At 48.8% G+C, this 20,286-nt stretch carries 20 protein-coding genes and 1 pseudogene; 12 read left to right on the plus strand and 9 right to left on the minus strand.

Annotated features, from left to right (window positions below; all coding sequences use genetic code 11):
- Positions 1 to 130 precede the first annotated feature (130 nt).
- Positions 131 to 1,261 (minus strand): polyamine ABC transporter substrate-binding protein, encoded by a 1,131-nt coding sequence (locus tag HMPREF3277_RS07775; protein WP_003768034.1) that lies wholly within the window; start codon positions 1,259 to 1,261, stop codon positions 131 to 133.
- A gap of 228 nt (positions 1,262 to 1,489) precedes the next feature.
- Here HMPREF3277_RS07775 and alaS point away from each other — a divergent pair, with 228 nt between their 5' ends.
- The 6 genes from alaS (at position 1,490) to HMPREF3277_RS07805 (ending at position 8,793) form a co-directional block, all read left to right on the plus strand.
- Entirely contained in the window at positions 1,490 to 4,384 is a 2,895-nt protein-coding gene (alaS, locus tag HMPREF3277_RS07780) for an alanine--tRNA ligase (RefSeq protein WP_070870636.1), read from the plus strand.
- A gap of 181 nt (positions 4,385 to 4,565) precedes the next feature.
- Positions 4,566 to 5,549 (plus strand): hypothetical protein, encoded by a 984-nt coding sequence (locus tag HMPREF3277_RS07785; protein ID WP_070870637.1) that lies wholly within the window; start codon positions 4,566 to 4,568, stop codon positions 5,547 to 5,549.
- Positions 5,549 to 6,127 carry a hypothetical protein gene (locus HMPREF3277_RS14555; RefSeq protein ID WP_210401161.1) on the plus strand — a complete coding sequence of 193 codons (579 nt, stop codon included), beginning with the start codon at positions 5,549 to 5,551 and terminating at the stop codon, positions 6,125 to 6,127. The genes HMPREF3277_RS07785 and HMPREF3277_RS14555 overlap by 1 nt, the downstream gene beginning before the upstream one ends.
- A gap of 101 nt (positions 6,128 to 6,228) precedes the next feature.
- Positions 6,229 to 6,726: a YbhB/YbcL family Raf kinase inhibitor-like protein gene (locus HMPREF3277_RS07795; RefSeq protein WP_070870641.1), complete on the plus strand. Its 498-nt coding sequence runs from the start codon at positions 6,229 to 6,231 to the stop codon at positions 6,724 to 6,726.
- A 435-nt stretch (positions 6,727 to 7,161) separates the two neighbouring features.
- Complete coding sequence (locus HMPREF3277_RS07800) at positions 7,162 to 8,010, plus strand: CPBP family intramembrane glutamic endopeptidase (protein WP_070870643.1); 849 nt, start codon at positions 7,162 to 7,164, stop codon at positions 8,008 to 8,010.
- 177 nt (positions 8,011 to 8,187) lie between these two features.
- Positions 8,188 to 8,793: a class I SAM-dependent methyltransferase gene (locus HMPREF3277_RS07805; RefSeq protein WP_003778532.1), complete on the plus strand. Its 606-nt coding sequence runs from the start codon at positions 8,188 to 8,190 to the stop codon at positions 8,791 to 8,793.
- A gap of 270 nt (positions 8,794 to 9,063) precedes the next feature.
- Here HMPREF3277_RS07805 and HMPREF3277_RS07810 read toward each other — a convergent pair whose 3' ends face one another.
- Entirely contained in the window at positions 9,064 to 9,441 is a 378-nt protein-coding gene (locus HMPREF3277_RS07810; RefSeq protein WP_003768017.1) for a DUF5339 family protein, read from the minus strand.
- 836 nt (positions 9,442 to 10,277) lie between these two features.
- Positions 10,278 to 11,906: an ABC-F family ATPase gene (locus tag HMPREF3277_RS07815; protein WP_070870644.1), complete on the minus strand. Its 1,629-nt coding sequence runs from the start codon at positions 11,904 to 11,906 to the stop codon at positions 10,278 to 10,280.
- 99 nt (positions 11,907 to 12,005) lie between these two features.
- On the opposite strand from HMPREF3277_RS07815, the gene HMPREF3277_RS07820 reads away from it, so the two are divergent.
- Together HMPREF3277_RS07820 and HMPREF3277_RS07825 are read left to right on the plus strand one after the other, a co-directional pair.
- Positions 12,006 to 12,200: a hypothetical protein gene (locus tag HMPREF3277_RS07820; protein ID WP_039405018.1), complete on the plus strand. Its 195-nt coding sequence runs from the start codon at positions 12,006 to 12,008 to the stop codon at positions 12,198 to 12,200.
- A gap of 22 nt (positions 12,201 to 12,222) precedes the next feature.
- Positions 12,223 to 12,681 (plus strand): DUF4124 domain-containing protein, encoded by a 459-nt coding sequence (locus tag HMPREF3277_RS07825; RefSeq protein WP_070870646.1) that lies wholly within the window; start codon positions 12,223 to 12,225, stop codon positions 12,679 to 12,681.
- A gap of 65 nt (positions 12,682 to 12,746) precedes the next feature.
- Here HMPREF3277_RS07825 and HMPREF3277_RS07830 read toward each other — a convergent pair whose 3' ends face one another.
- Complete coding sequence (locus HMPREF3277_RS07830; protein ID WP_070870647.1) at positions 12,747 to 13,466, minus strand: O-methyltransferase; 720 nt, start codon at positions 13,464 to 13,466, stop codon at positions 12,747 to 12,749.
- A 134-nt stretch (positions 13,467 to 13,600) separates the two neighbouring features.
- Here HMPREF3277_RS07830 and mpl point away from each other — a divergent pair, with 134 nt between their 5' ends.
- Positions 13,601 to 14,977, plus strand: a complete 1,377-nt coding sequence (mpl, locus tag HMPREF3277_RS07835; protein ID WP_070870648.1) for a UDP-N-acetylmuramate:L-alanyl-gamma-D-glutamyl-meso-diaminopimelate ligase — start codon at positions 13,601 to 13,603, stop codon at positions 14,975 to 14,977.
- A gap of 115 nt (positions 14,978 to 15,092) precedes the next feature.
- Here the strand turns inward: mpl and HMPREF3277_RS07840 are convergent, their stop codons facing one another.
- Positions 15,093 to 15,416: a hypothetical protein gene (locus HMPREF3277_RS07840; RefSeq protein ID WP_070870650.1), complete on the minus strand. Its 324-nt coding sequence runs from the start codon at positions 15,414 to 15,416 to the stop codon at positions 15,093 to 15,095.
- A gap of 145 nt (positions 15,417 to 15,561) precedes the next feature.
- Here HMPREF3277_RS07840 and HMPREF3277_RS07845 point away from each other — a divergent pair, with 145 nt between their 5' ends.
- On the plus strand, positions 15,562 to 16,167 hold the full coding sequence (locus HMPREF3277_RS07845; RefSeq protein WP_070870652.1) for a phosphatase PAP2 family protein: 606 nt from the start codon (positions 15,562 to 15,564) through the stop codon (positions 16,165 to 16,167).
- Positions 16,168 to 16,285: 118 nt separating this feature from the next.
- Here the strand turns inward: HMPREF3277_RS07845 and HMPREF3277_RS13805 are convergent, their stop codons facing one another.
- From HMPREF3277_RS13805 to HMPREF3277_RS07855, 3 genes are all read right to left on the minus strand, one after another.
- Positions 16,286 to 16,414 carry a FeoB-associated Cys-rich membrane protein gene (locus tag HMPREF3277_RS13805; RefSeq protein ID WP_003683546.1) on the minus strand — a complete coding sequence of 43 codons (129 nt, stop codon included), beginning with the start codon at positions 16,412 to 16,414 and terminating at the stop codon, positions 16,286 to 16,288.
- Positions 16,414 to 18,276: a ferrous iron transporter B gene (locus HMPREF3277_RS07850; protein ID WP_070870654.1), complete on the minus strand. Its 1,863-nt coding sequence runs from the start codon at positions 18,274 to 18,276 to the stop codon at positions 16,414 to 16,416. Before HMPREF3277_RS07850 ends, HMPREF3277_RS13805 begins: the two co-directional genes overlap by 1 nt.
- A 178-nt stretch (positions 18,277 to 18,454) precedes the next feature.
- Positions 18,455 to 18,721: a FeoA family protein gene (locus HMPREF3277_RS07855; protein WP_003742387.1), complete on the minus strand. Its 267-nt coding sequence runs from the start codon at positions 18,719 to 18,721 to the stop codon at positions 18,455 to 18,457.
- Positions 18,722 to 19,039: 318 nt separating this feature from the next.
- Between HMPREF3277_RS07855 and HMPREF3277_RS07860 the strand changes: the two genes are divergently transcribed.
- Entirely contained in the window at positions 19,040 to 19,666 is a 627-nt protein-coding gene (locus tag HMPREF3277_RS07860; protein ID WP_094113504.1) for an NAD(P)H-hydrate epimerase, read from the plus strand.
- A 31-nt stretch (positions 19,667 to 19,697) separates the two neighbouring features.
- On the opposite strand, the gene HMPREF3277_RS07865 is transcribed toward HMPREF3277_RS07860, so the two are convergent.
- Entirely contained in the window at positions 19,698 to 20,060 is a 363-nt protein-coding gene (locus HMPREF3277_RS07865) for a fluoride efflux transporter CrcB (protein WP_070870657.1), read from the minus strand.
- 40 nt (positions 20,061 to 20,100) lie between these two features.
- Between HMPREF3277_RS07865 and HMPREF3277_RS15340 the strand changes: the two are divergent.
- Positions 20,101 to 20,286, plus strand: a pseudogene (locus HMPREF3277_RS15340) (hypothetical protein); the annotation flags it as partial.

Consider the following 20,286-nt stretch of genomic DNA (forward strand, 5'->3'; position numbering starts at 1 on the left):
GCCGTACTGGTTTAAAGTTAATCCACTATAAAAGACAGCCGCAAGAAACCTGTTTGATGTTTATACAAAAAGGTCGTCTGAAAACCTCTATTTCAAGTTTTCAGACGACCTTTAATCCATCCGTATCAAATTATTTGCCGGCTTTGACGCCCTGCCATTGGCGGACCATGAATTTCAAAATAGTGGGCTGGATAGGAACCATGATGAAGCTGTTTTTCAAATCTTCGTCGCTCGGGAAAATGGTGCGGTCGTCCCTGAACTCGGCTTCCATCAATTCGCGTGCGGGTTTGCTGGAAGGGGCGTAGGTGACGAAATTGCCGTTTTTCGCGGCGACTTCGGGGTCGAGGAAGTCGTTGATGTATTTGTGGGCGTTGGCGACGTTTTTCGCATCTTTTGGGATAACGAAGGAGTCCACCCAAATCCCCACGCCTTCTTTGGGCATCATGACGCGGATTTTTTCTTTGCCGCCCGCTTCTTCGGCGCGCCGTCTGGCGATGTTCAAGTCGCCGCCGAAGCCGATGGTGACGCAGGTGTCGCCGCGCGCCAAGTCGTCAATGAAGCCTGACGAGGTAAAGCGTTTGATATTGGGGCGGTTTTTCTTGAGCAGCTCGGTTGCCGCCTTGATGTCTTCGGTATCGTTGCTGTTGGGGTTTTTACCCATGTAGTTCAACACCATAGGATAAATTTCCGCCGCGCTGTCCAAGTAGCTGATGCCGCATTGTTTGAGCTTGGATGTGTATTCGGGGTTGAACACCAAATCCCATTGGTTGTCCGGCAGTTTGTCCGTACCCAAGGCTTTTTTCACGCGCTCGGTATTGATGGCGAAGGTATTGGTTCCCCAATAAAACGGAACGGCGTATTCGTGGCTCGGATCGACGCCTTCCATCAGTTTCATCAATTCGGGATTGAGGTTTTTATAGTTGGGAATCAGGGACTTGTCGATTTTTTGATAAGCCCCCGCCTTAATCTGCCTGCCGACGAAGGTATTGGACGGGCCGACGATGTCGTAGCCCGATTTTCCGGTCAATACTTTACTTTCCAGCGTCTCATCGCTGTCGTACACGTCGTAAGTTACCTTGATACCGTTTTTCTTTTCAAAATCGGCGACGGTTTCGGGATCGACGTATTCCGACCAGTTGTAAATCCTCAATACATTTTGGTTTCCCGCCTGACCCGCTTTGTCGGAGGTGTTTTTATCCGAACCTCCGCAGGCGGCGAGCATGACGGCGGTCAGGGCGATGAGTGGCAGATGTTTGGTCATTATCATTCCTTGCATATCGGGTGGAAGGGAAAGTAAGGGATTATAAATCAGGCACGCACTATCTGATAGCAATTTCCATTGGGGCGATAGTCGGAAGGTCGTCTGAAAGTCCCTGATTCAATAGCTAGAAACAAGGTTTTGCGGTAATATAGCACCCATTTTCTTTTCACAATTACATACGGCCGGGAAGGTCGTCTGAAACCTTTTTAGTAGAGACATCGAAACATCATGAAAACCTCCGAACTACGCCAAAAATTCCTAAAATTCTTCGAATCCAAAGGCCACACCATCGTCCGCTCTTCCTCGCTCGTGCCGCACGACGACCCGACGCTGCTGTTTACCAACGCCGGTATGAACCAGTTTAAAGACGTATTCCTCGGCTTTGACAAACGCCCATACAACCGCGCCACCACCGCGCAAAAATGCGTCCGCGCCGGCGGCAAGCACAACGACTTGGAAAACGTCGGCTACACCGCCCGCCACCACACTTTCTTCGAAATGATGGGCAACTTCTCCTTCGGCGACTACTTCAAACGCGACGCGATCCACTTCGCCTGGGAGTTCCTCACTTCCCCCGAATGGCTGAACATCCCCAAAGAAAAACTCTTGGCGACTGTATATGCCGAAGACGACGAAGCCTACAACATCTGGCTGAACGAAATCGGTATGCCTGCCGAGCGCATCGTCCGCATCGGCGACAACAAAGGCGCGAAATACGCGTCCGACAACTTCTGGCAGATGGGCGACACCGGCCCCTGCGGCCCGTGTTCAGAAATTTTCTACGACCACGGCGAAGAAATCTGGGGCGGCATTCCCGGCAGCCCCGAAGAAGACGGCGACCGCTGGATTGAAATTTGGAACTGCGTGTTCATGCAGTTCAACCGCGACGAGCAAGGCAACATGAACCCGCTGCCCAAGCCGTCCGTCGATACCGGCATGGGCTTGGAGCGCATGGCGGCCGTGATGCAGCATGTTCACAGCAACTACGAAATCGACCTGTTCCAAGACCTGCTCAAAGCCGTTGCCCGCGAAACCGGCGCGCCGTTCAGCATGGACGAACCGAGCCTGAAAGTCGTTGCCGACCACATCCGCTCCTGCTCCTTCCTGATTGCCGACGGCGTGATGCCGTCCAACGAAGGCCGCGGCTATGTACTGCGCCGCATCATCCGCCGCGCCGTGCGCCACGGTTACAAACTCGGTCAGAAACAGGCGTTTTTCTACAAACTCGTGCCCGATTTGGTGAAAGCGATGGGCGGTGCATATCCCGAGTTGAAAGAAAAACAAACGCAGATTATGGAAGCCCTGCGCGCGGAAGAAAGCCGCTTCGGCGAAACGCTGGAAAAAGGCATGGGTTTGTTTAACCAAGTGTTCAACGGCATGAAATTCCTGAAACTGGAAAGCCTGCTGCCGCAAGATGGTGCGGGCAAACCGTTGGCATTGAAAACCGCAGAGGGTGTGGAATTTACCGCCGCTTCCCGTGCCGCTCCAGGCAAAAAGCAAATCGTTATCCGTCCCCGAGTTTCAGGCAGCCTGAACGAAGGCATGTATATCGATTTGCAGGCTGCTTTGGAAACTGCCCATATTCCCGACGCGGAAAAACCGTTTGCCGAAGCCTTGAATGCCTATTTGATGGACAACATTGCCAACAGCAAACTCGTTATCGGCGGCGAACACATCTTCAAACTCTACGACACCTACGGCTTCCCCTACGACCTGACCGCCGACATGGCGCGCGAATTGGGTATCGATTTGGATGAAGAAGGCTTCAACCGCGAAATGGAAGCCCAACGCGCCCGCGCCCGCGCTGCGCAAAACTTCAAAGCCAACGCACAACTGGACTACACAGGCGCGGACACCGAGTTTACCGGCTACGAAAAACGCAGCCAAGACACCAAAATCATCGCCTTATATAAAGGCAGCGAAGCCGTGGACGAACTCCAAGCAGGCGAAGCCGGCGTGGTCGTTCTGGAACAAACCCCGTTCTACGCCGAAAGCGGCGGCCAAGTCGGCGACGTAGGCTTTATCTTCGCAGGCGAAAACCGCTTCCGCGTGGAAGACACGCAGAAAATCAAAGCCGCCGTACACGGACAATTCGGCGCAGTCGTATCAGGCCGTCTGAAAGTCGGCGATGCCGTATCCGCCGAAATCGACAACGACATCCGCAACAGCATCATGCGCAACCACAGCGTTACCCACCTGATGCACAAAGCCCTGCGCGATGTTTTGGGCACACACGTCGAACAAAAAGGCAGCCTGCAAAACGCCGAGCTGACCCGCTTCGACATCTCCCACCCGCAAGGCATCAGCGCGGAAGAAATCGCCGAAGTCGAACGCCGCGTCAACGCCGCGATTATCGCCAACGTGCCTGTTAAAGTGGAAACCATGTCCATTGAAGACGCGCAAAAATCAGGCGCAGTCATGCTCTTCGGCGAAAAATACGGCGACTTCGTCCGCGTTATTACCATGGGCGACTACTCCATCGAACTGTGCGGCGGCACCCACGTCGCCCGCACTGGCGACATCGGTTTCTTCAAAATCATCAGCGAAGGTGGCATCGCCGCAGGCATCCGCCGCGTAGAAGCCATCACCGGCCAAGCCGCACTGGCATGGGCGCAAAACCAAGAAAGCCTGATGAAAAACATCATCGCCGAAGTCAAAGCCCAAACCGAAAAAGACGTACTCGCCAAAATCCAAGCCAACGCCGCAAACACCAAAGCCTTGGAAAAAGAGTTGGCAAAAGCCAAAGCCGAACTCGCCGTCCACGCAGGCGCCAAACTCTTGGACAACGCGAAAGACTTAGGCGCAGCCAAATTCGTCGCCGCCCAAATCGAAGCCGACGCAGCCGCCCTGCGCGAAATCGTTACCGATTTAACCGGCAAATCCGACAACGCCGTGATTCTTTTGGCGGCAGTAAACGATGGCAAAGTCTCCCTGTGCGCCGGCGTATCCAAACCGCTGACAAACAAAGTAAAAGCCGGCGATTTGGTCAAATTCGCAGCCGAACAAGTCGGCGGCAAAGGCGGCGGCAGACCGGATTTGGCGCAGGCGGGCGGCAGCGATGTGGAGAAACTGCCCGCGATGATTGAGAGCGTGAAAGATTGGGTCGGCGCGAAGCTGGCTTGATAATAAGGAAGGCAGCCTGAAAGGTTTTCAGGCTGCCTTTTGTGCAAGGATACCGTATGAAAGGCCTTGTTTGGCGTAGGTTGGGTCATGACCCAACAAGTTTTGTGAAATATAAAAATGTTGGATTATGAACCGACATGCTTACGTGTTAATTTATCAATTCAATAGATAAGGTATACAAATGGCTAATAAAAATCGTAGAAGAATTGCAATGTTTGACTTAGAGGCTGTTACTAGTAGTAGAAAGTCCGATAATCCTAACCGTATAGGCGTACAAAAAACTCTAGATTTATTGCAAAAAATTCCAAAAGATGATTGGATTCTAACCTTATGGGATTCGCAGGTAACATTTTATTGTTCTGATTTCAAGATTGAACACCTTAATAATGTAATTATCTATGAGTTTCTATTAAATATCTCTAATAGAACTTTATCTGATCCTATCTTTACAGGACAAAATAGATCAGGGCGAACTCGTAGAATAATTAAAAAGAACCCCAATGATCTAGAAGGGCAGGATTTTTCTAGTCATGTAATTATTAAGTTACCTGAAAATCCTTTGGATACAGCACTCATGTTGGTAGAAGCAGCAAATGGCTTAACAATTAGCAATATTGTTAAATTTTTTAACAAAGTCATAAAGAAAAATGTAAAAGATAAGTTTCCAGATGAATTTAAGCAAACAGATCCTAGTGGAGCTTGTGATACAAAAGGAAATCCTTTATTAATAAATGTAGATTATAAATTTGAATATAGAGTACATGCTAACCAAGACTTTATTGACATGATTAATCATGGCCGAGTAAAAAATATTTTCCTGATCGATGAAAGAGAATATCAAACTCCATTGGATCAAAATGGATATTTTACTGAAAAAAGAAAAGTGCTGGAAGTTTCAGCTTCTGGTTTAGATGGCATAAAAAGCAAATGGGATAAAATCAAAAATCTTTTCTCTAGCAAGAAATCTCAATATGGTTCTGCTAAAATTGTTTTAGGGGCAGATGAAAATAGACCTGAAAAAAATATTGATTTTGATATATCGGGATCTCTAACGCATATTATAGGACAAAATTTCTATATTAATAGCGACGTTGAATTATTGTCTTCATATGAGAAGTTTTGTGATCCAATTTTAAGCGAAATGAAAAAGTTAATATTGCCATAATGTCTACTAATAACAGTTATAAATTTATTTTCCGAGTATTTGCATATTTGGCAATCAAAGACTCAAGGAAAAATAGTATTGACTGGCACTTACCGATAGGTTTGTCAATACTATCTACTGTCTTTGTTTTGTTATTTATGGAATATGCAGAAATGCATGATTTATTTATCATGTTGATAAATTTTATACAAATTCTACCAGGATTTTTTATCGCGGCTTTAGCTGCTATTGCAACTTTTGATAAAAAGGACTTAGATGAACTTATGGCTTCTCCTTCACCTAGAATTAAAATTAGTAGAAATGGAGGGGTGGAAGAAATCCGCTTAAGTAGAAGAAGATACTTAACATTAATGTTTTCTTTTTTAACGTCAGAAAGCATATTAATTATAGTTATAACTGCGTTTTCTTTAAAAGCTATTCCTAGTATTTGTAAAATTCTAATATCTAAGAATTTATATTTTCCTGTTATTGGCAATGTATTTTTATTTTTTTTGTTTTTTCTTTTCTTTTGGCAATTAATCATAGTTAGTTTTTATGGGTTATATTATTTAGGAGAGCGCATTCATCAGCCAAACTAAAATCTTGAGAAAAGGCCGTCTGAAAACCAAAACCCCGTTTTCAGACGGCCTTTTCCCGCTAAAATCCCCATACCGTTCACCCCGAAAATACAGGAGTCCCCATGCAGGTTACCACCTCCGCCATCATCAACGGCGAATTTGCCGACCAATACGGCAAGCGCGGCAGTCAGTTTAGTGAAAACGGCATGCCGACTTATTCGATTCCTTTTGAAATCAGCGGCGCGCCGGAGGGCACGCAGTCGTTTGCCGTGGTGCTGGAAGACAAGGATGCCATTACCGCCAGCGGTTTTGTGTGGATTCATTGGCTGATTGCTGATTTGACGCGCACGTCGGTAGCCGAAAACGACAGCATTGCCGCCACGGATTATGTGCAGGGCGCGAACAGTTGGGCGAGTGTGCTGGGCAAACTCAGCATCGAGGAGGCTTCGACCTACGGCGGCATGGCGCCGCCCAACTGCCGCCACCGCTACGAGCTGATTGTCTATGCACTCGACACCAAGCTGAACCTGCCGCAGGGTTTCCGCTTTAACGATTTGCACTTTGCGATGCAGGGTCATGTGCTGGCGAGTGCTTCGGCGATGGGCACTTACGATTTTTAACCAGCTCTGATGCGCCGTTTGCTTTTCAGCAAGCCGTAGCCCGCACCCCCTGTCAACCGCGTGCGTGGCTACGCCACACACCCTACCTGCGGGCGACGCAAACCTTAAGATTAAGGTGTAGGGTGTGTGCGGTACGCACGCACGCGGTTTTTGTTATTACCGAATGATTCCAAACCATGCCGTAATCCAGTCGGCAGCAAACGCAGCTTGGTTCATAACTCAACAAAACTTTATATTACCTATAATATCAAAGCCGTCTGAAAAATAATTTTCAGACGGCCTCTCTATCAAAAGCAGCCTGCACTTTCAAAAATCGAAGTGCAGGCTGCTTTTCATGATGATTGGAAAAAACGCGCAATATTTTTATACTGTACATCATGTAGCAGGCTGTACCTGCTCCCCTGCCAACTTATTGACTGAACGAACAGGAATAACATGCAGAACCCCTCTTCAGAAAAACCGACAGCCGATTATTCGCATCCGTGGCAATACTTTCTGCTGGTGTACGCTTTGAGCGCGCCGTTTTGGCTGCTATCTTTGTTTCTCAAACACAGTCCTCTGCCTGATAATCTGCCGCTGACCGACATCGGCGCGGCACTCACCCCAATGGTTGCCGCCGCGTTTCTGCGTTACCGCGAGGGTGGAATGGCGGCGATGCGCAGCCTGTTTGGCCGTGTGTTTGATTACGGGCGGATCAAGCATTCTGCCTATTTTGGGACGGCAATACTGATTTTCCCCCTGCTTTATCTGCTGACTTATGTCGCGATACGCCAAACAGGAAAAAACATACCTGCCTTATCCGTATCGTTTGCGCCGCTTGCCGGTGCATTCGTCATGTTCTTTATCGCAGCAGTTGCCGAGGAATTGGGCTATGCCGCCTACGCTACGGAAAGTCTGCAACGGCGTTTTACCCCGCTCGTTACGGCGCTGATTATCGGGGTGCCGTGGGCATTGTGGCATTTGCCGTCCATGATTGCCGTGGGGCAGTCTGCCGAACTGATCGCATGGGGGCTGGCAGGGACGGTTGCCGTGAGGATTATCTATGTATGGCTGTATAACGGCAGCGGCGGTTCGGTATTTGTATTGATTGCGTGCCACACGGTTGCCAATACCGCGCGTACAGGCTTTCCGGGCGGACGGGCGGCATATGAAAACGGAGACGGTATGATTCCATACGGAATCATCATCATTGCGGCGGCAATTGTGATGGTTTTTTGGCGTAAGGCGATGTGTTCATTTAATGGCAAGCAAACGGAGCTTGGGTCATGTACCCAATGGGACTGAATATCAAAGGTCGTCTGAAATCTATTTTCAGACGACCTCTTTCTATAAAAAGCAGCCTGCATGTTCAAAAATCGAAGTGCAGGCTGCTTTTTGTGATGATTGGAAAAAACACGCACTATTTTTATACTGTATATTGTGCAGGCACAATGCAAAACAACATTACCCAAAGGAATCCCCATGTTTAAGACGCTCAAAAGCATTTGGCAGGGACTCACGCAAAAAGGCAAAATCTTCCCGCATCAGCTTGCATTCACGCTGCTGATTCCTTTGCGCAACTGGGCGCTTTCGCCGCAACAAATCGTACAACGGCTAAACCTTGCACCGCACCACTGCATTTTGGAAGTGGGCTGCGGGGCGGGTTATTTCAGCCCGACACTGGCGCAATCGGTTCCGCAAGGACGATTGGTGGCGGCGGATATACAGCCGGAAATGTTGGCTTATACCGAAAAACGTTTGCGTCGTTGGCATATCGACAATGTAGATTATTATCTGTGCGACGGTACGCATTTTGATTTTCCGGATCAATCGTTTGACCGCATTGTGCTGATTACCGTGTTGGGCGAGGTAGCCAACCAAGCCGAGTATTTGGCAGAGTTCCGCAGGCTGCTTCGTCCTGACGGGCTGCTGTCGGTTTCCGAAACGGCAGGCGACCCCGATAAACCGAGCCGCGCCGAATTGCGCGATTTAATGCGGCAAAATGGGTTTGAGACGGCGGATGAATATGGCAGCGAACGCAATTTCACTTTGAATTTCAAAGCGCAGAGTAATCTGTTTCTTGGCTAGTAGCTTGCATGGTTTTCCTTTTCTGTAAATTGAAAGTAAAGGTCGTCTGAAAGCTATTTTCAGACGACCTTTACTCTGTATTTTAAGAATCCCGCTTGCCTTATGGGGACGGCTTGTAGGTAAAAATAGATATTTATTACTTTATGAACTATATCTAAAGTTAGTTTGTATATATTTCTTATAATAGTTGAATTATTTAATGTATAAATAATAAGTAATAAAAAACGGACTCTGAATAACCAGAATCCGTTTTTTACCAAATGCATTGTATTATTTGGCTTCTTCTTTAGCTGCTTCAGCAGCATCTTTTGCTTCTTCTTTAGCATCGGCAGCTGCTTCTTTAGCGTCTTCTGCTGCTTCTTTAGCTTCTTCTGCTTTATCTTCAGGAGATGCAGCCGGAGCGTTGCCTTTCAACGCATCCAACGATGTTTTACAAGTAGCATCACGTTGGTCAGCAGGCAAGTTTTTCAAAGCTTCTTTGGTTTGTTCGAATGATTTTTGCATCATATCTTTTGTAGCTGCATCGACGTTTTTAGTAGCGTCAGCAAAAGCTTTTTCATATTCATCACAAACAGCAGAAGAACCACCACCACATGCGGACAAGGTCAGAGCGGCCAACAAAGTTGCCAATAAAGCTGATTTTTTCATGAGTCTCTCTTTTTGAATCTTGGTTAAAAAAGAAATTGTATGTTAAACCATTCCTGGGGAGTGTCAAGCATAGTCATTTTGTTTCCCTGACTTAAATCATGAGATTAGGCGAAATTAAGACGGTTTGAAAGAAAAAAGTTAAGTAATGAATACCGTGACTAAGGAATATTTTTATATGGGTAGGGAGGCTAATTTCCTTATATTTTAAAGAGTTAATTCATTTTTGCTGTTGTTTGAATTAATGCGGCATAGAGGGGCTTAGACCATGTATATTTAACTTAGTAAAATAACTTCAAAATCGGTTAAATCACGGTAATTCAAGCTGTTTTTGGATGGGGTGCAATTAAATTTTATATGTCATATTAAATGTATTTTGAATATAGACAATTTAGTTAATTATTTTTGAGGAGTAAGGGTAATTAAACTATATTGAATTATCTATAAACTATAGCATTAGTAAGATAATTTGCCATATAGTTATGCTGTTTGTTTTTTATTTATTGTCTTTCTTTATTGACTAAAAAGCTCAGGCAGTCTGAAAGACATTTTTCAGACTGCCTGAGCTTTTTGTTTACTGCTACTTATTTTGCTGCCACACCCGATATGAACGAATGGCTAAAAACAGGCAGACAATCTAGGCAACGCCTAGACCCCCCCCGCGCCTACTACGCCGAACTCGTTAAATAGCCAGGCGACTGAACGACCTTTCCGATAAGCTGTTCGGCATCAACCAAGTGTACCTTACCGTCTTGCGTAAGATACTAGCTCAATGCGAGCAATACGATGAGCGTAAGCGGGTTTTGCAGCGGTTTTCGCAGATTGGCGTTCATGTTTTTTTACACAATCCCTTTTTTCTCCAGATAGCTTTCGTAATCGCCCAGATAGTGTTCATAGCCGCCCTTGCCGTCCAGCTCGATAATTTGGGTGGCGAGTGAAGAGACGAACTGGCGGTCGTGCGATACGAAAATCAGCGTGCCGTTGTATTTCTCCAGCGCCATGTTCAGCGATTCGATGCTTTCCATGTCCATGTGGTTGGTCGGTTCGTCCATAATCAGCACATTGGGTTTCAGCAGCAGGAGTTTGCCGTAGAGCATACGGCCTTTTTCGCCGCCGGAGAGAACCTGCACTTTTTTCACCACGTCGTTGCTGCCGAAGAGCAAACGTCCCAAAGTGCCGCGGATGACTTGTTCGTCGTCGCCTTCCTGCCCCCATTGGCGCATCCATTCGCTCAGGTTCATATCGACATCGAAGTCGTTTTCATGGTCTTGCGGATAATAGCCGACGTTGGCTTTTTCCGCCCATTTGATGGTGCCTGCATCGGGGGTGAGGCCGTCTGAATATTCGGGGTTGAACGCGCCGGCAAGGAGTTTCAGCAGGGTGGATTTACCCGCGCCGTTGGGGCCGATGATGGCGAGGCGCTGGCAGGCTTCGAGGATGAAGCTCAGGTTTTTGAACAACTGGGTTTCAAAGCGTTTGGCCAGATTTTCGACTTCCACCGCCTGACGGTGCAGCTTGGCTTTTTCATCGGCTTCAAAGCGGATATACGGGTTTTGGCGGGTGGAAGGTTTCACTTCGACCATCTCGGCTTTGATTTTGTCTGCCTGTTTCAGCCGACTGGTTGCCTGACGGGCTTTGGATTTGTTGGCGGAGAAGCGGGCGACGAACTCTTGCAGCTCTTGCAGTTTCTCTTTTGCCTTGGCGTTGTCTTTCAGGGCGCGTTCGCGCGATTGGGCGGAAGCGAGCATGTAGTCGTCGTAGTTGCCCGGGTAGATGGTGATGGTGTTGTAGTCCAAATCCGCCATGTGGGTGCAGACTTCGTTCAAGAAGTGACGGTCGTGCGAGATGATGATCATGGTGGAGTCGTATTGGTTCAACACGCCTTCCAGCCAACGGATGGTATTGATGTCCAAGTTATTGGTCGGCTCGTCAAGCAACAACACATCAGGTTTGGAGAACAGGGCTTGCGCCAGCAATACGCGCAGCTTGAAGCCAGGGGCGACTTCCGCCATGGTCGCATTGTGCAAATCTTCGGAAATGCCCACGCCGCTCAACAGTTCGGCGGCGCGCGCTTCGGCGGTGTAGCCGTCATATTCGGCGAACTTGGCTTCCAGTTCGGCGGCTTTCATGTAGTCGTCTTCGGTGGCTTCGGGGTTGGCGTAAATCGCATCACGTTCGGTCATTGCCGCCCACATTTCGGTGTGTCCCATCATGACCACGTCCAGCACGCGCATGTCTTCGTAGGCAAACTGGTCTTGGCGCAATTTACCCAAACGCACGCCGTTTTCAATCGCCACTTCGCCCGCAGTCTGTTCCAAATCGCCGCCGAGGATTTTCATGAAGGTGGATTTGCCCGAACCGTTCGCGCCGATCAAGCCGTAGCGGTTGCCTTCGCCGAACTTGACGGATACGTTTTCAAACAGCGGCTTCGCGCCGAACTGCATGGTAATGCCGTTGGTAGAAATCATTATTGGTAAAACCTTTATAAATATAGATAAACAGGGTGTTATAATCGCCGGCGATTGTAGCATATTTTGTATAGGTCGTCTGAAACGGGGGCGGAGGAAATGGAAACCGAAAAAATCTATTACGCCGTGATTATTCTGTTGTGCGCCGCATCCATGCTGCTCAGTCCGTTTTTCTATATCCGCCGCACGCGATCGGGCGCAGAATTACGCCACGCACCTCGGCAATGGAAGCCGATTATTATTGCGAATTTGGTGATGATCATTGCTTTGGTGGCATGGTGGATATGGTTTTGATGATTTAATGAAAGGTATAAGAATGAATAAATTGATTTTAAGCACATTACTGCTCGCATTTTCCGCCGCTACGACGGCATCTCCCGTATTTGAATGTATCGACAAATCAGGGCGTAAAACCTATACGCAGACCGGCGGCAAAAACTGCAAACCGGGCAATATCGGCAGACCTTCGGTTTATACCTCCGCCGCACCGTCTGCACACTCGGCATCAGCAAACGCTGCTTCAGGAAACGTTCCTTCCGAACAAATGCCGCCTCCGCCAGCCGGCGCAATGTCCGGTTCATCTTCGGCGCAAAACGAATTGGCTCAGGCACAGAAAAATCTGGAAGAGGGCAAACAGGTCCGTTATGGCAACGAGCGCAACTACGCCCGCTATCAAGAACGGATTAAGGGTTTGGAAAACCAAGTGAAAGCCGCGCAGGAACGGGTTAATGCGACAAACAGTATGGGTGGTGAAGGTGAGATGATGCCCGAGTAGTGATGGTTGCAAAGATAGTAATAAAAGGTCGTCTGAAAACTCGGTTTAGGCAAAATAGAATTGCTTTACCGATTTTCAGACGACCTTTTCGGTTTGCCTGTCTTGACCGTATATTCCAGCGCTTTATAAGGTTTTAATGTGGATGAAACATAACCGTTTTCAGGACGGCGGACGTAATCGAGATAATCCTGCATGGCGGGTGAGAAGCCTTCCACATCGTCCACGGCGATGACCGCGCGGTCGGCAAGATTGGGTTCCAGAAGCTTGAATACGGGGAATACCAAATCCGGCCAGCCGTCGAGTAAGACGAAATCGGGGCGGATGTCTAAGTCTTTTAAGGTTTCCAGCGCATCGCCTTCGCGAAGCTCGATATAGTCTGCTAAATCGGCTTCTTGGAAATGTTTTCTCGCTGCGGCGGCTTTGTGCGGCAGGTATTCGCAAGTGATGACGCGCCCGCCGTTGCGCTTGGCGGCTGCGGCAAGATACAGCGTCGAAATGCCGTAGGAAGTCCCGAATTCGACGATGTTTTTTGCACCCGATGCCAAAGCCTGCATATACAAAAACTTGCCTTGTTGCGGTGCGATGGGGATGTATTTGTCTTCGTAAAAACTTTCGTTTTCCCCCGTCCAATCCAGCCCTTTGCCCAACAGCTTGAAAATCTTGGGCAGAAAATGAAAAAACATCTGCCTGTTTTGCTTTAAGGCTTGGGTGTAGAGCCGCAGCAAGACGGATTCGGCTTGAGGCGCTTGCAGAAAAGCGAACATTTGGGGTGTCAGCTTGGGCATGGGCTTTCTCCTGTTCAGTTCAAATCTTCTATATTGTCCATCTTGCCACAGCTTCGCTTTTCAGACGACCCCTGCATCCAAACTCCGCTATAATGGCGGCTTTCCCATTATTTCATTCAAAAGACGGTCTTATCATGAAACACATCCACATTATCGGTATCGGCGGCACGTTTATGGGCGGGGTGGCCGCCATTGCCAAAGAAGCGGGGTTTAAAGTCAGCGGTTGCGACGCGAAGATGTATCCGCCGATGAGCACCCAGCTCGAAGCCTTGGGCATAGACGTACACGAAGGCTTCGATGCCGCCCAGTTGGACGAATTTAAAGCCGACGTTTACGTTATCGGCAATGTCGCCAAGCGCGGAATGGATGTGGTTGAAGCGATTTTGAACCGCGGCCTGCCTTATATTTCCGGCCCGCAATGGCTGTCGGAAAACGTGTTGCATCATCATTGGGTACTCGGCGTGGCGGGGACGCACGGCAAAACCACCACTGCGTCCATGCTCGCATGGGTCTTGGAATATGCCGGACTCGCGCCGGGCTTCCTCATCGGCGGCGTACCGGAAAACTTCAGCGTTTCCGCCCGCCTGCCGCAAACACCGCGCCAAGACCCGAACAGCAAATCGCCGTTTTTCGTCATCGAAGCCGACGAATACGACACTGCCTTTTTCGACAAACGCTCCAAATTCGTACATTACCGTCCGCGTACCGCCGTGTTGAACAATTTGGAATTCGACCACGCCGACATCTTCGCCGACTTGGGTGCGATACAGACCCAGTTCCACCACCTCGTGCGTACCGTGCCGTCTGAAGGTCTCATCGTCTGCAACGGACAGCAGCAAAGCCTGCAAGATACTTTGGACAAAGGCTGCTGGACGCCGGTGGAAAAATTCGGCACCGAATACGGCTGGCAGGTTGGCGAAGTCAATGCCGACGGCTCGTTTGACGTGTTGCTTGACGGCAAAAAAGCCGGACACGTCGCATGGGATTTGATGGGCGGACACAACCGCATGAACGCACTTGCCGTCATTGCCGCCGCCCGTCATGTCGGAGTCGATATTCAGACGGCCTGCGAAGCCTTGAGCGCGTTTAAAAACGTCAAACGCCGCATGGAAATCAAAGGCACGGTGAACGGTATCACCGTTTACGACGACTTCGCCCACCATCCGACCGCCATCGAAACCACCATCGAAGGCCTGCGCCAGCGCGTCGGAAACGCCCGCATCCTCGCCGTCCTTGAGCCGCGTTCCAATACCATGAAACTCGGCACCATGAAAGCCGCTTTACCCGAAAGCCTCAAAGATGCCGACCAAGTGTTCTGCTACGCCGGCGGCGTGGACTGGGACGTCGCCGAAGCCCTCGCACCTTTGGGCGGCAAGCTGCACGTCGGCAAAGACTTCGATGCCTTCGTCGCCGAAATCGTGAAAAATGCCGAAGCAGGCGACCATATTTTGGTGATGAGCAACGGCGGTTTCGGCGGAATACACGGGAAGCTGCTGGAAGCGTTGAAATAAGGTTGGTTGAAGTTTTGGAATGATTGAGGTCGTCTGAAAGCCGGAGTTTGGTTTTCAGACGACCTTTTTGTTGTGAAGGTTTGGATGTGATGGTTGGGTATGACCCAAACTAGGCTCACCGATGGAGGTATTCCTTATATATACAGTTAATCCCTTGTTCGATAATAGGAATCAAATGGTTTATATTTTTATGAGAGCGGATAAATAGTGGATTTTCCCAACCGTAATTTTTAATGACGTAGACTTTAAATACCCCGTTTTTTCTAGGATTCGGATACCATCCAACATCTAAAATGTATTTCTCATCAAAGAAAGATACTTGTAATAGATCTTCTTCAAATTGAAGTTGATCCATTGCTTCAGGAGGGGCGTTTTTAAATAACCAAAATAAATTTTCATAAGTAATGATACCGTCCCTAAAATCAATCAGATATTTCATTTTGTTTTATCCCTACATTTTTTCTTACGATTTAATGCTTATGTGCAAATAGTGTCAGATATTCCATATCATTACCATATATGATATCGTGATGAAATTCTGCTATTTTGATTATGTTGGAATTGTGATTGGAGAAAATTTGTAAGTGGATAAGCTGTCAAAATTAAAGATTAAATATACAATTTTTATATCGATATTTTTTGTCATTTTGTACAAAGGGGCTGAGTTTTATACCTATACAGTCGATAATGTGCCTTCATATTTTATGGACTGGGAAAGGAATATTCCTTTTTTGCCCATATTTATGTTGCCTTATATGACGTCTCAGGTTTTCTTCTTAGCCACTATATTTTTGGAAGAGAACGAAAGCAATTTGAAATTGCTGATAAAGAGGGCAGCCTTTTTAATTGCGGTTTCTACTGCTTTATTTGTCATATTTCCAATGAAATTTTATTTTCCCAAACCCGAAGTCGATAACCAAATTTTAAAATCTTTCTTTTATATATTGGGCAAAATAGACAGTAGTTTTAACCAATGTCCGTCATTGCATGTGAGTTTTGCTTTTCTTTCGGCTGAGGTTTATTGCAGAGAAGTCAAATCCAAATTCTTAAAATCATTTTTTGGTATATGGGGATTGTTACTCGCCATTTCGGTTTTGTTTGTCTATCAACACCATTTTATTGATTTTGTGGGGGGAACTTTGATATTTTTAATTACTTGTATCATCTTTCCAAGAAAAAAGGCTGTTTAAGCGTTTTGTTACCGAATGATGGAAAGTCCTACAACAATCGCTAAACCATAGCCCCAAACATACAAAAGGTCGTCTGAAACCATTTCAGACGACCTTTCTTCTTCCTAGCTATCCATACTCAGCCGCAACCGCCGCATTTGCCGCAGCCGCTGCTGCAATCGCGTTTTTTCGGTTTGAATACGAATTTTCGCAAGAGGAAGAATACGCAGGCGAGCATAATCAAGCCGACGATAATATATTGAGTCATCACATTATCCTTGAAGTAATTTGGTAAACCACAAATGCGGCAAAGTAAGCCATCAGGAACAAATAGCCGGTAATCATCACCATATTTTTTGTGGATTTGGTTTCGCGTTTAATCACAGCCAATGTCGCGGCGCACATGGGGGCGTACACATACCAAGCCAGGAAGGCGAAGGCGGTCGGCAGGCCCCAGTTGTTGTGTATGATCGGAATCAGCGCATTTTGTACGGCGTCTTCAGACGACGCGCTGACGGCATAGACCGTACCCAGCGCGGCAACGACGACTTCACGCGCGGCGATGCCCGGAATCATGGCGATACACATTTCCCAAGTGAAGCCCAGCGGGGCGAACAATGGTTGGATAGCGTGGCCGAGCATACCCGCCAAGCTGTAGTCGATTGCTGCGCCTGTTGCGCCTGCGGGCGGTTGCGGCCAGCTTACCAAGCCCCACAAAACTACGGCCAGGGCGAAGATAATCGTACCGGCACGTTTGAGGAAGGCTTTTACCCTGTCCCACAGGCTGGTCATGATGTGTTTGAAGTTGGGCGTGCGGAAAGTCGGCAGCTCCATCAAGAGCGGGAATTGCTGCACGTTGCCTTTCATACGCGCCAAGCGTTTCATGATATACGCTGCCAAGGCGGCAGACAGGATGCCTGCGAGATAGAGGATGAACAGCGTCAGTCCTTGCAGGTTGAAAATCCCGCCTACGGTGCGATTAGGAATGACGGCGGCGATAATCAGCGCGTAAACGGGCAGCCGCGCGGAGCAGGTCAGCAGCGGGGCGACGGCGATAGTAACGAGGCGTTCGCGCGGGTCATTAATCGTACGCGCCGACATCACGGCGGGAACGGCACAGGCGAAACTCGACAGAAGCGGGATAAACGAGCGTCCCGACAGACCGCTTTTTGCCATGAGGTTGTCCAACAAAAACGCCGCGCGCGGCAGGTAGCCTGAGTCTTCTAAAAGCAGGATGAAGGCGAACAGGATCGTAATCTGCGGCAGGAACACCAACACGCTGCCCAAACCGGCAATGACGCCGTTGACGAGCAAGTCGCTGAGGATGCCCGGCTCCATGTTGGCGCCTATCCATTCGCCCAGCGCGGTAAAGCCGCCTTCGATGGCGTCCATAATCGGCGCCGCCCATGTGTAAACCGCTTGGAACACCATAAACAGGATGACCAGCAGCATAATCATGCCCCAGACGGGGTGCAGCACGATGTCGTCGAGTTTTTTGTGCCATGCGGGCAGCGTCATCTGGGTGCGTACCACTTGTGCCAAAATCGATTCGACTTCTTGATAAAGTTTGTCGCTATCCAGCGCATCGAGCGTGCGTTCGGCAGAAGCGGGGTTGGCGGGGAAAGAGCGTTTGCGCGGCAGCTTCGCCACGGCTTCGCGTACCGCCTGTACGCCCGACGCGCTCACTGCAACTGTTTCCAAAACAGGTGCATCCAACAACTCGCTCAGTTTGGCGGCGTCGATATTCAAGCCCCTTCTGCGGGCAACGTCGCTCATGTTCAGCGACACCACCATAGGCAGTCCCAGCGTTTTCAGTTCCAAAATCATGCGCAGGGTCATACGCAGGTTGGTCGCGTCGGCAACGGCGATGATGGCGTCGGGCGGAATGCCCAGTTTGCCCACGACCACATCTTTCGCCACCGCCTCGTCGGGGCTGGTCGTGCGCAGGCTGTATGTGCCCGGCAGGTCGATAATGCGGACGGCCTCGTCGTCGAGGAAGGCACCCTCGCGCTTATCAACCGTTACGCCCGGATAATTGGCAACCTTGGCATGTGCGCCGGTCAAACCGTTGAATAAAACGGTTTTGCCACAGTTTGGCGCACCAATCAAGGCAAAATAGCTTAGTTCCATGAATTGAATTCTCCTTTTTTGATTGTGTGATAAGTGTGGAGTTGGATTTGGGGGAAAGGCTTTGAAATGGCGTTTTCAGACGACCTGAGCTCGTCTGAAAAGGATAGGGCGGTCAGATTTAACCTGCCTTTGCCGCACATTTCTAGAATATGAAGCTTGCCTGCGCGTACGGCGTAAGTCAGCCGTCAATCACATGGCACATAATCTTTCCTGCTTCTTCCTGCCGCAACGAGAATTGCGACTGGTTGCCCAAACGTACGGCAAACGGACCGCGTCCGAATCCGCCGACGGCGATCACCTGCAACGGCATTCCGCTTGAAAAGCCCAAGTCGGCAAGGCGGCGTGTAACCAGCGGGTCGAGTTCGCCGAAAGTCGAATTGGGGACGATGGAGTCGATGTGCGCGACCGCGCCTTTACTGAGTTTTGACAAAGGTATGGCAGACATAGTGTGTTTTACTTTCGTTGTCGATTGAAAAAAGAGACGGCAAGTAAAGACGAATCAGACACAGGGTAGCCAGAGGCATATCCCAACGCCCGTCCCCGCAAAAGAAGTAGTTTTGATTGTTTATCACTTTGTTTAATTTTGATAATAAATCTTGTTAACGTAAAAATCAAATACAAAGCGACCAAGTTCTTGATTTTCAGACGACATATTGCGACAAATCAAAGAAAGCGAATGATTCGTTGTGAAAGTCAGGAAGGGCTATTGATAAGGTTTTCGTTTGGATGTTTTATGAAGGACTGAAGAGCAAAGGAGCGAATGATGAAAATCTACACCGCCGCAGAAATGCGCGAACACGAACAAATGGCAGTCGATAAAGGCACGACTTTCGAGCAACTGATGGAAAACGCGGGACAAGCCGCCGCGACTGATTTGCTGCGCCGCTTCCCCAAAGCAGGGCGCGCGTTAATCGTTTGCGGCAAGGGCAATAATGGCGGCGACGGTTTGGTTATCGCGCGCGTGTTGTCGGGGCATGATTGGCAGGTAGATGTCGCTTTCGTCTTGGGAGACAAACTGTCGTCGCTGGCGCAGTTGAACCGCGAGCGTTTGAATCATTCGGACGGCGTCAGCTTTATCCGCCCCGACGAACTGGAAGGTCGTCTGAAAACAGGTTACGACTTCGTTATCGAAGGCATTTTCGGAACAGGCTTCAGCGGCGCATTGCCTGAAAAAACCGCCGCCGTTTGCCGCCTGCTGAATCAAGCTGACGGCTTCAAAATCGCGCTGGACATCCCGACCGGGCTGAACTGCGATACAGGCGAAGCAGACAAAGACACCTTCCGCGCCGACCTGACCTACGCCTTCGCCGCCTACAAACCGGCGCATATGACTGACGCAGGCAAAGCATATTGCGGGGAAACCGTGTGTTTGGATATCGGGATAGAGTGAGAATATTTTATTGAGATGACGATGTTCGCGGCTATTTCCAGCTTTGCGCCAAGTAAATGCCCAACGCCGTCAGCAGGAATGAGCCGAAAACATGCAGGCAGACCGCTGAAAACGCCGTCGCCCAGCGTTGCGCCTGCATCAGGGTGACCATTTCCAATGAAAAGCTGGAAAACGTCGTCAGGCTGCCAAGAAAACCGGTAATCAGTAAAAGCTTCCATTGCGGATTATCCAGCCATTCGGCGCAGATGCCGATTAAGAGCGCGCCGATCCAGTTGGCGGCAAGCGTGCCTGCCGAAAATGGGACGGAGAGTGCGGCAAAGGCGAGAACGAGCAACCAGCGGGACAGTCCGCCCAAAGCCGCGCCAAACGCAATCGCCATGACGTTTTGAAACATATCGAAATCCGGAGACAAGAAAAATCAAAAGGGTAGGGTTGTGGATTTTAACCGTATTTTGAACAGGCAAACAAAGGGTCGTCTGAAAAGCATTTTAGGTTTTCACTTTGTTGAAACCATGCTTTCAGACGACCTTTTTTTGCACCTTTCCTTCATCATATATGGCGGATTAAATTTAAATCAGGACAAGGTGAGGCAACGCCGTACTGGTTTAAATTTAATCCAC

Source organism: Neisseria sp. HMSC70E02 (assembly GCF_001838645.1).
GTDB lineage: Bacteria > Pseudomonadota > Gammaproteobacteria > Burkholderiales > Neisseriaceae > Neisseria > Neisseria macacae.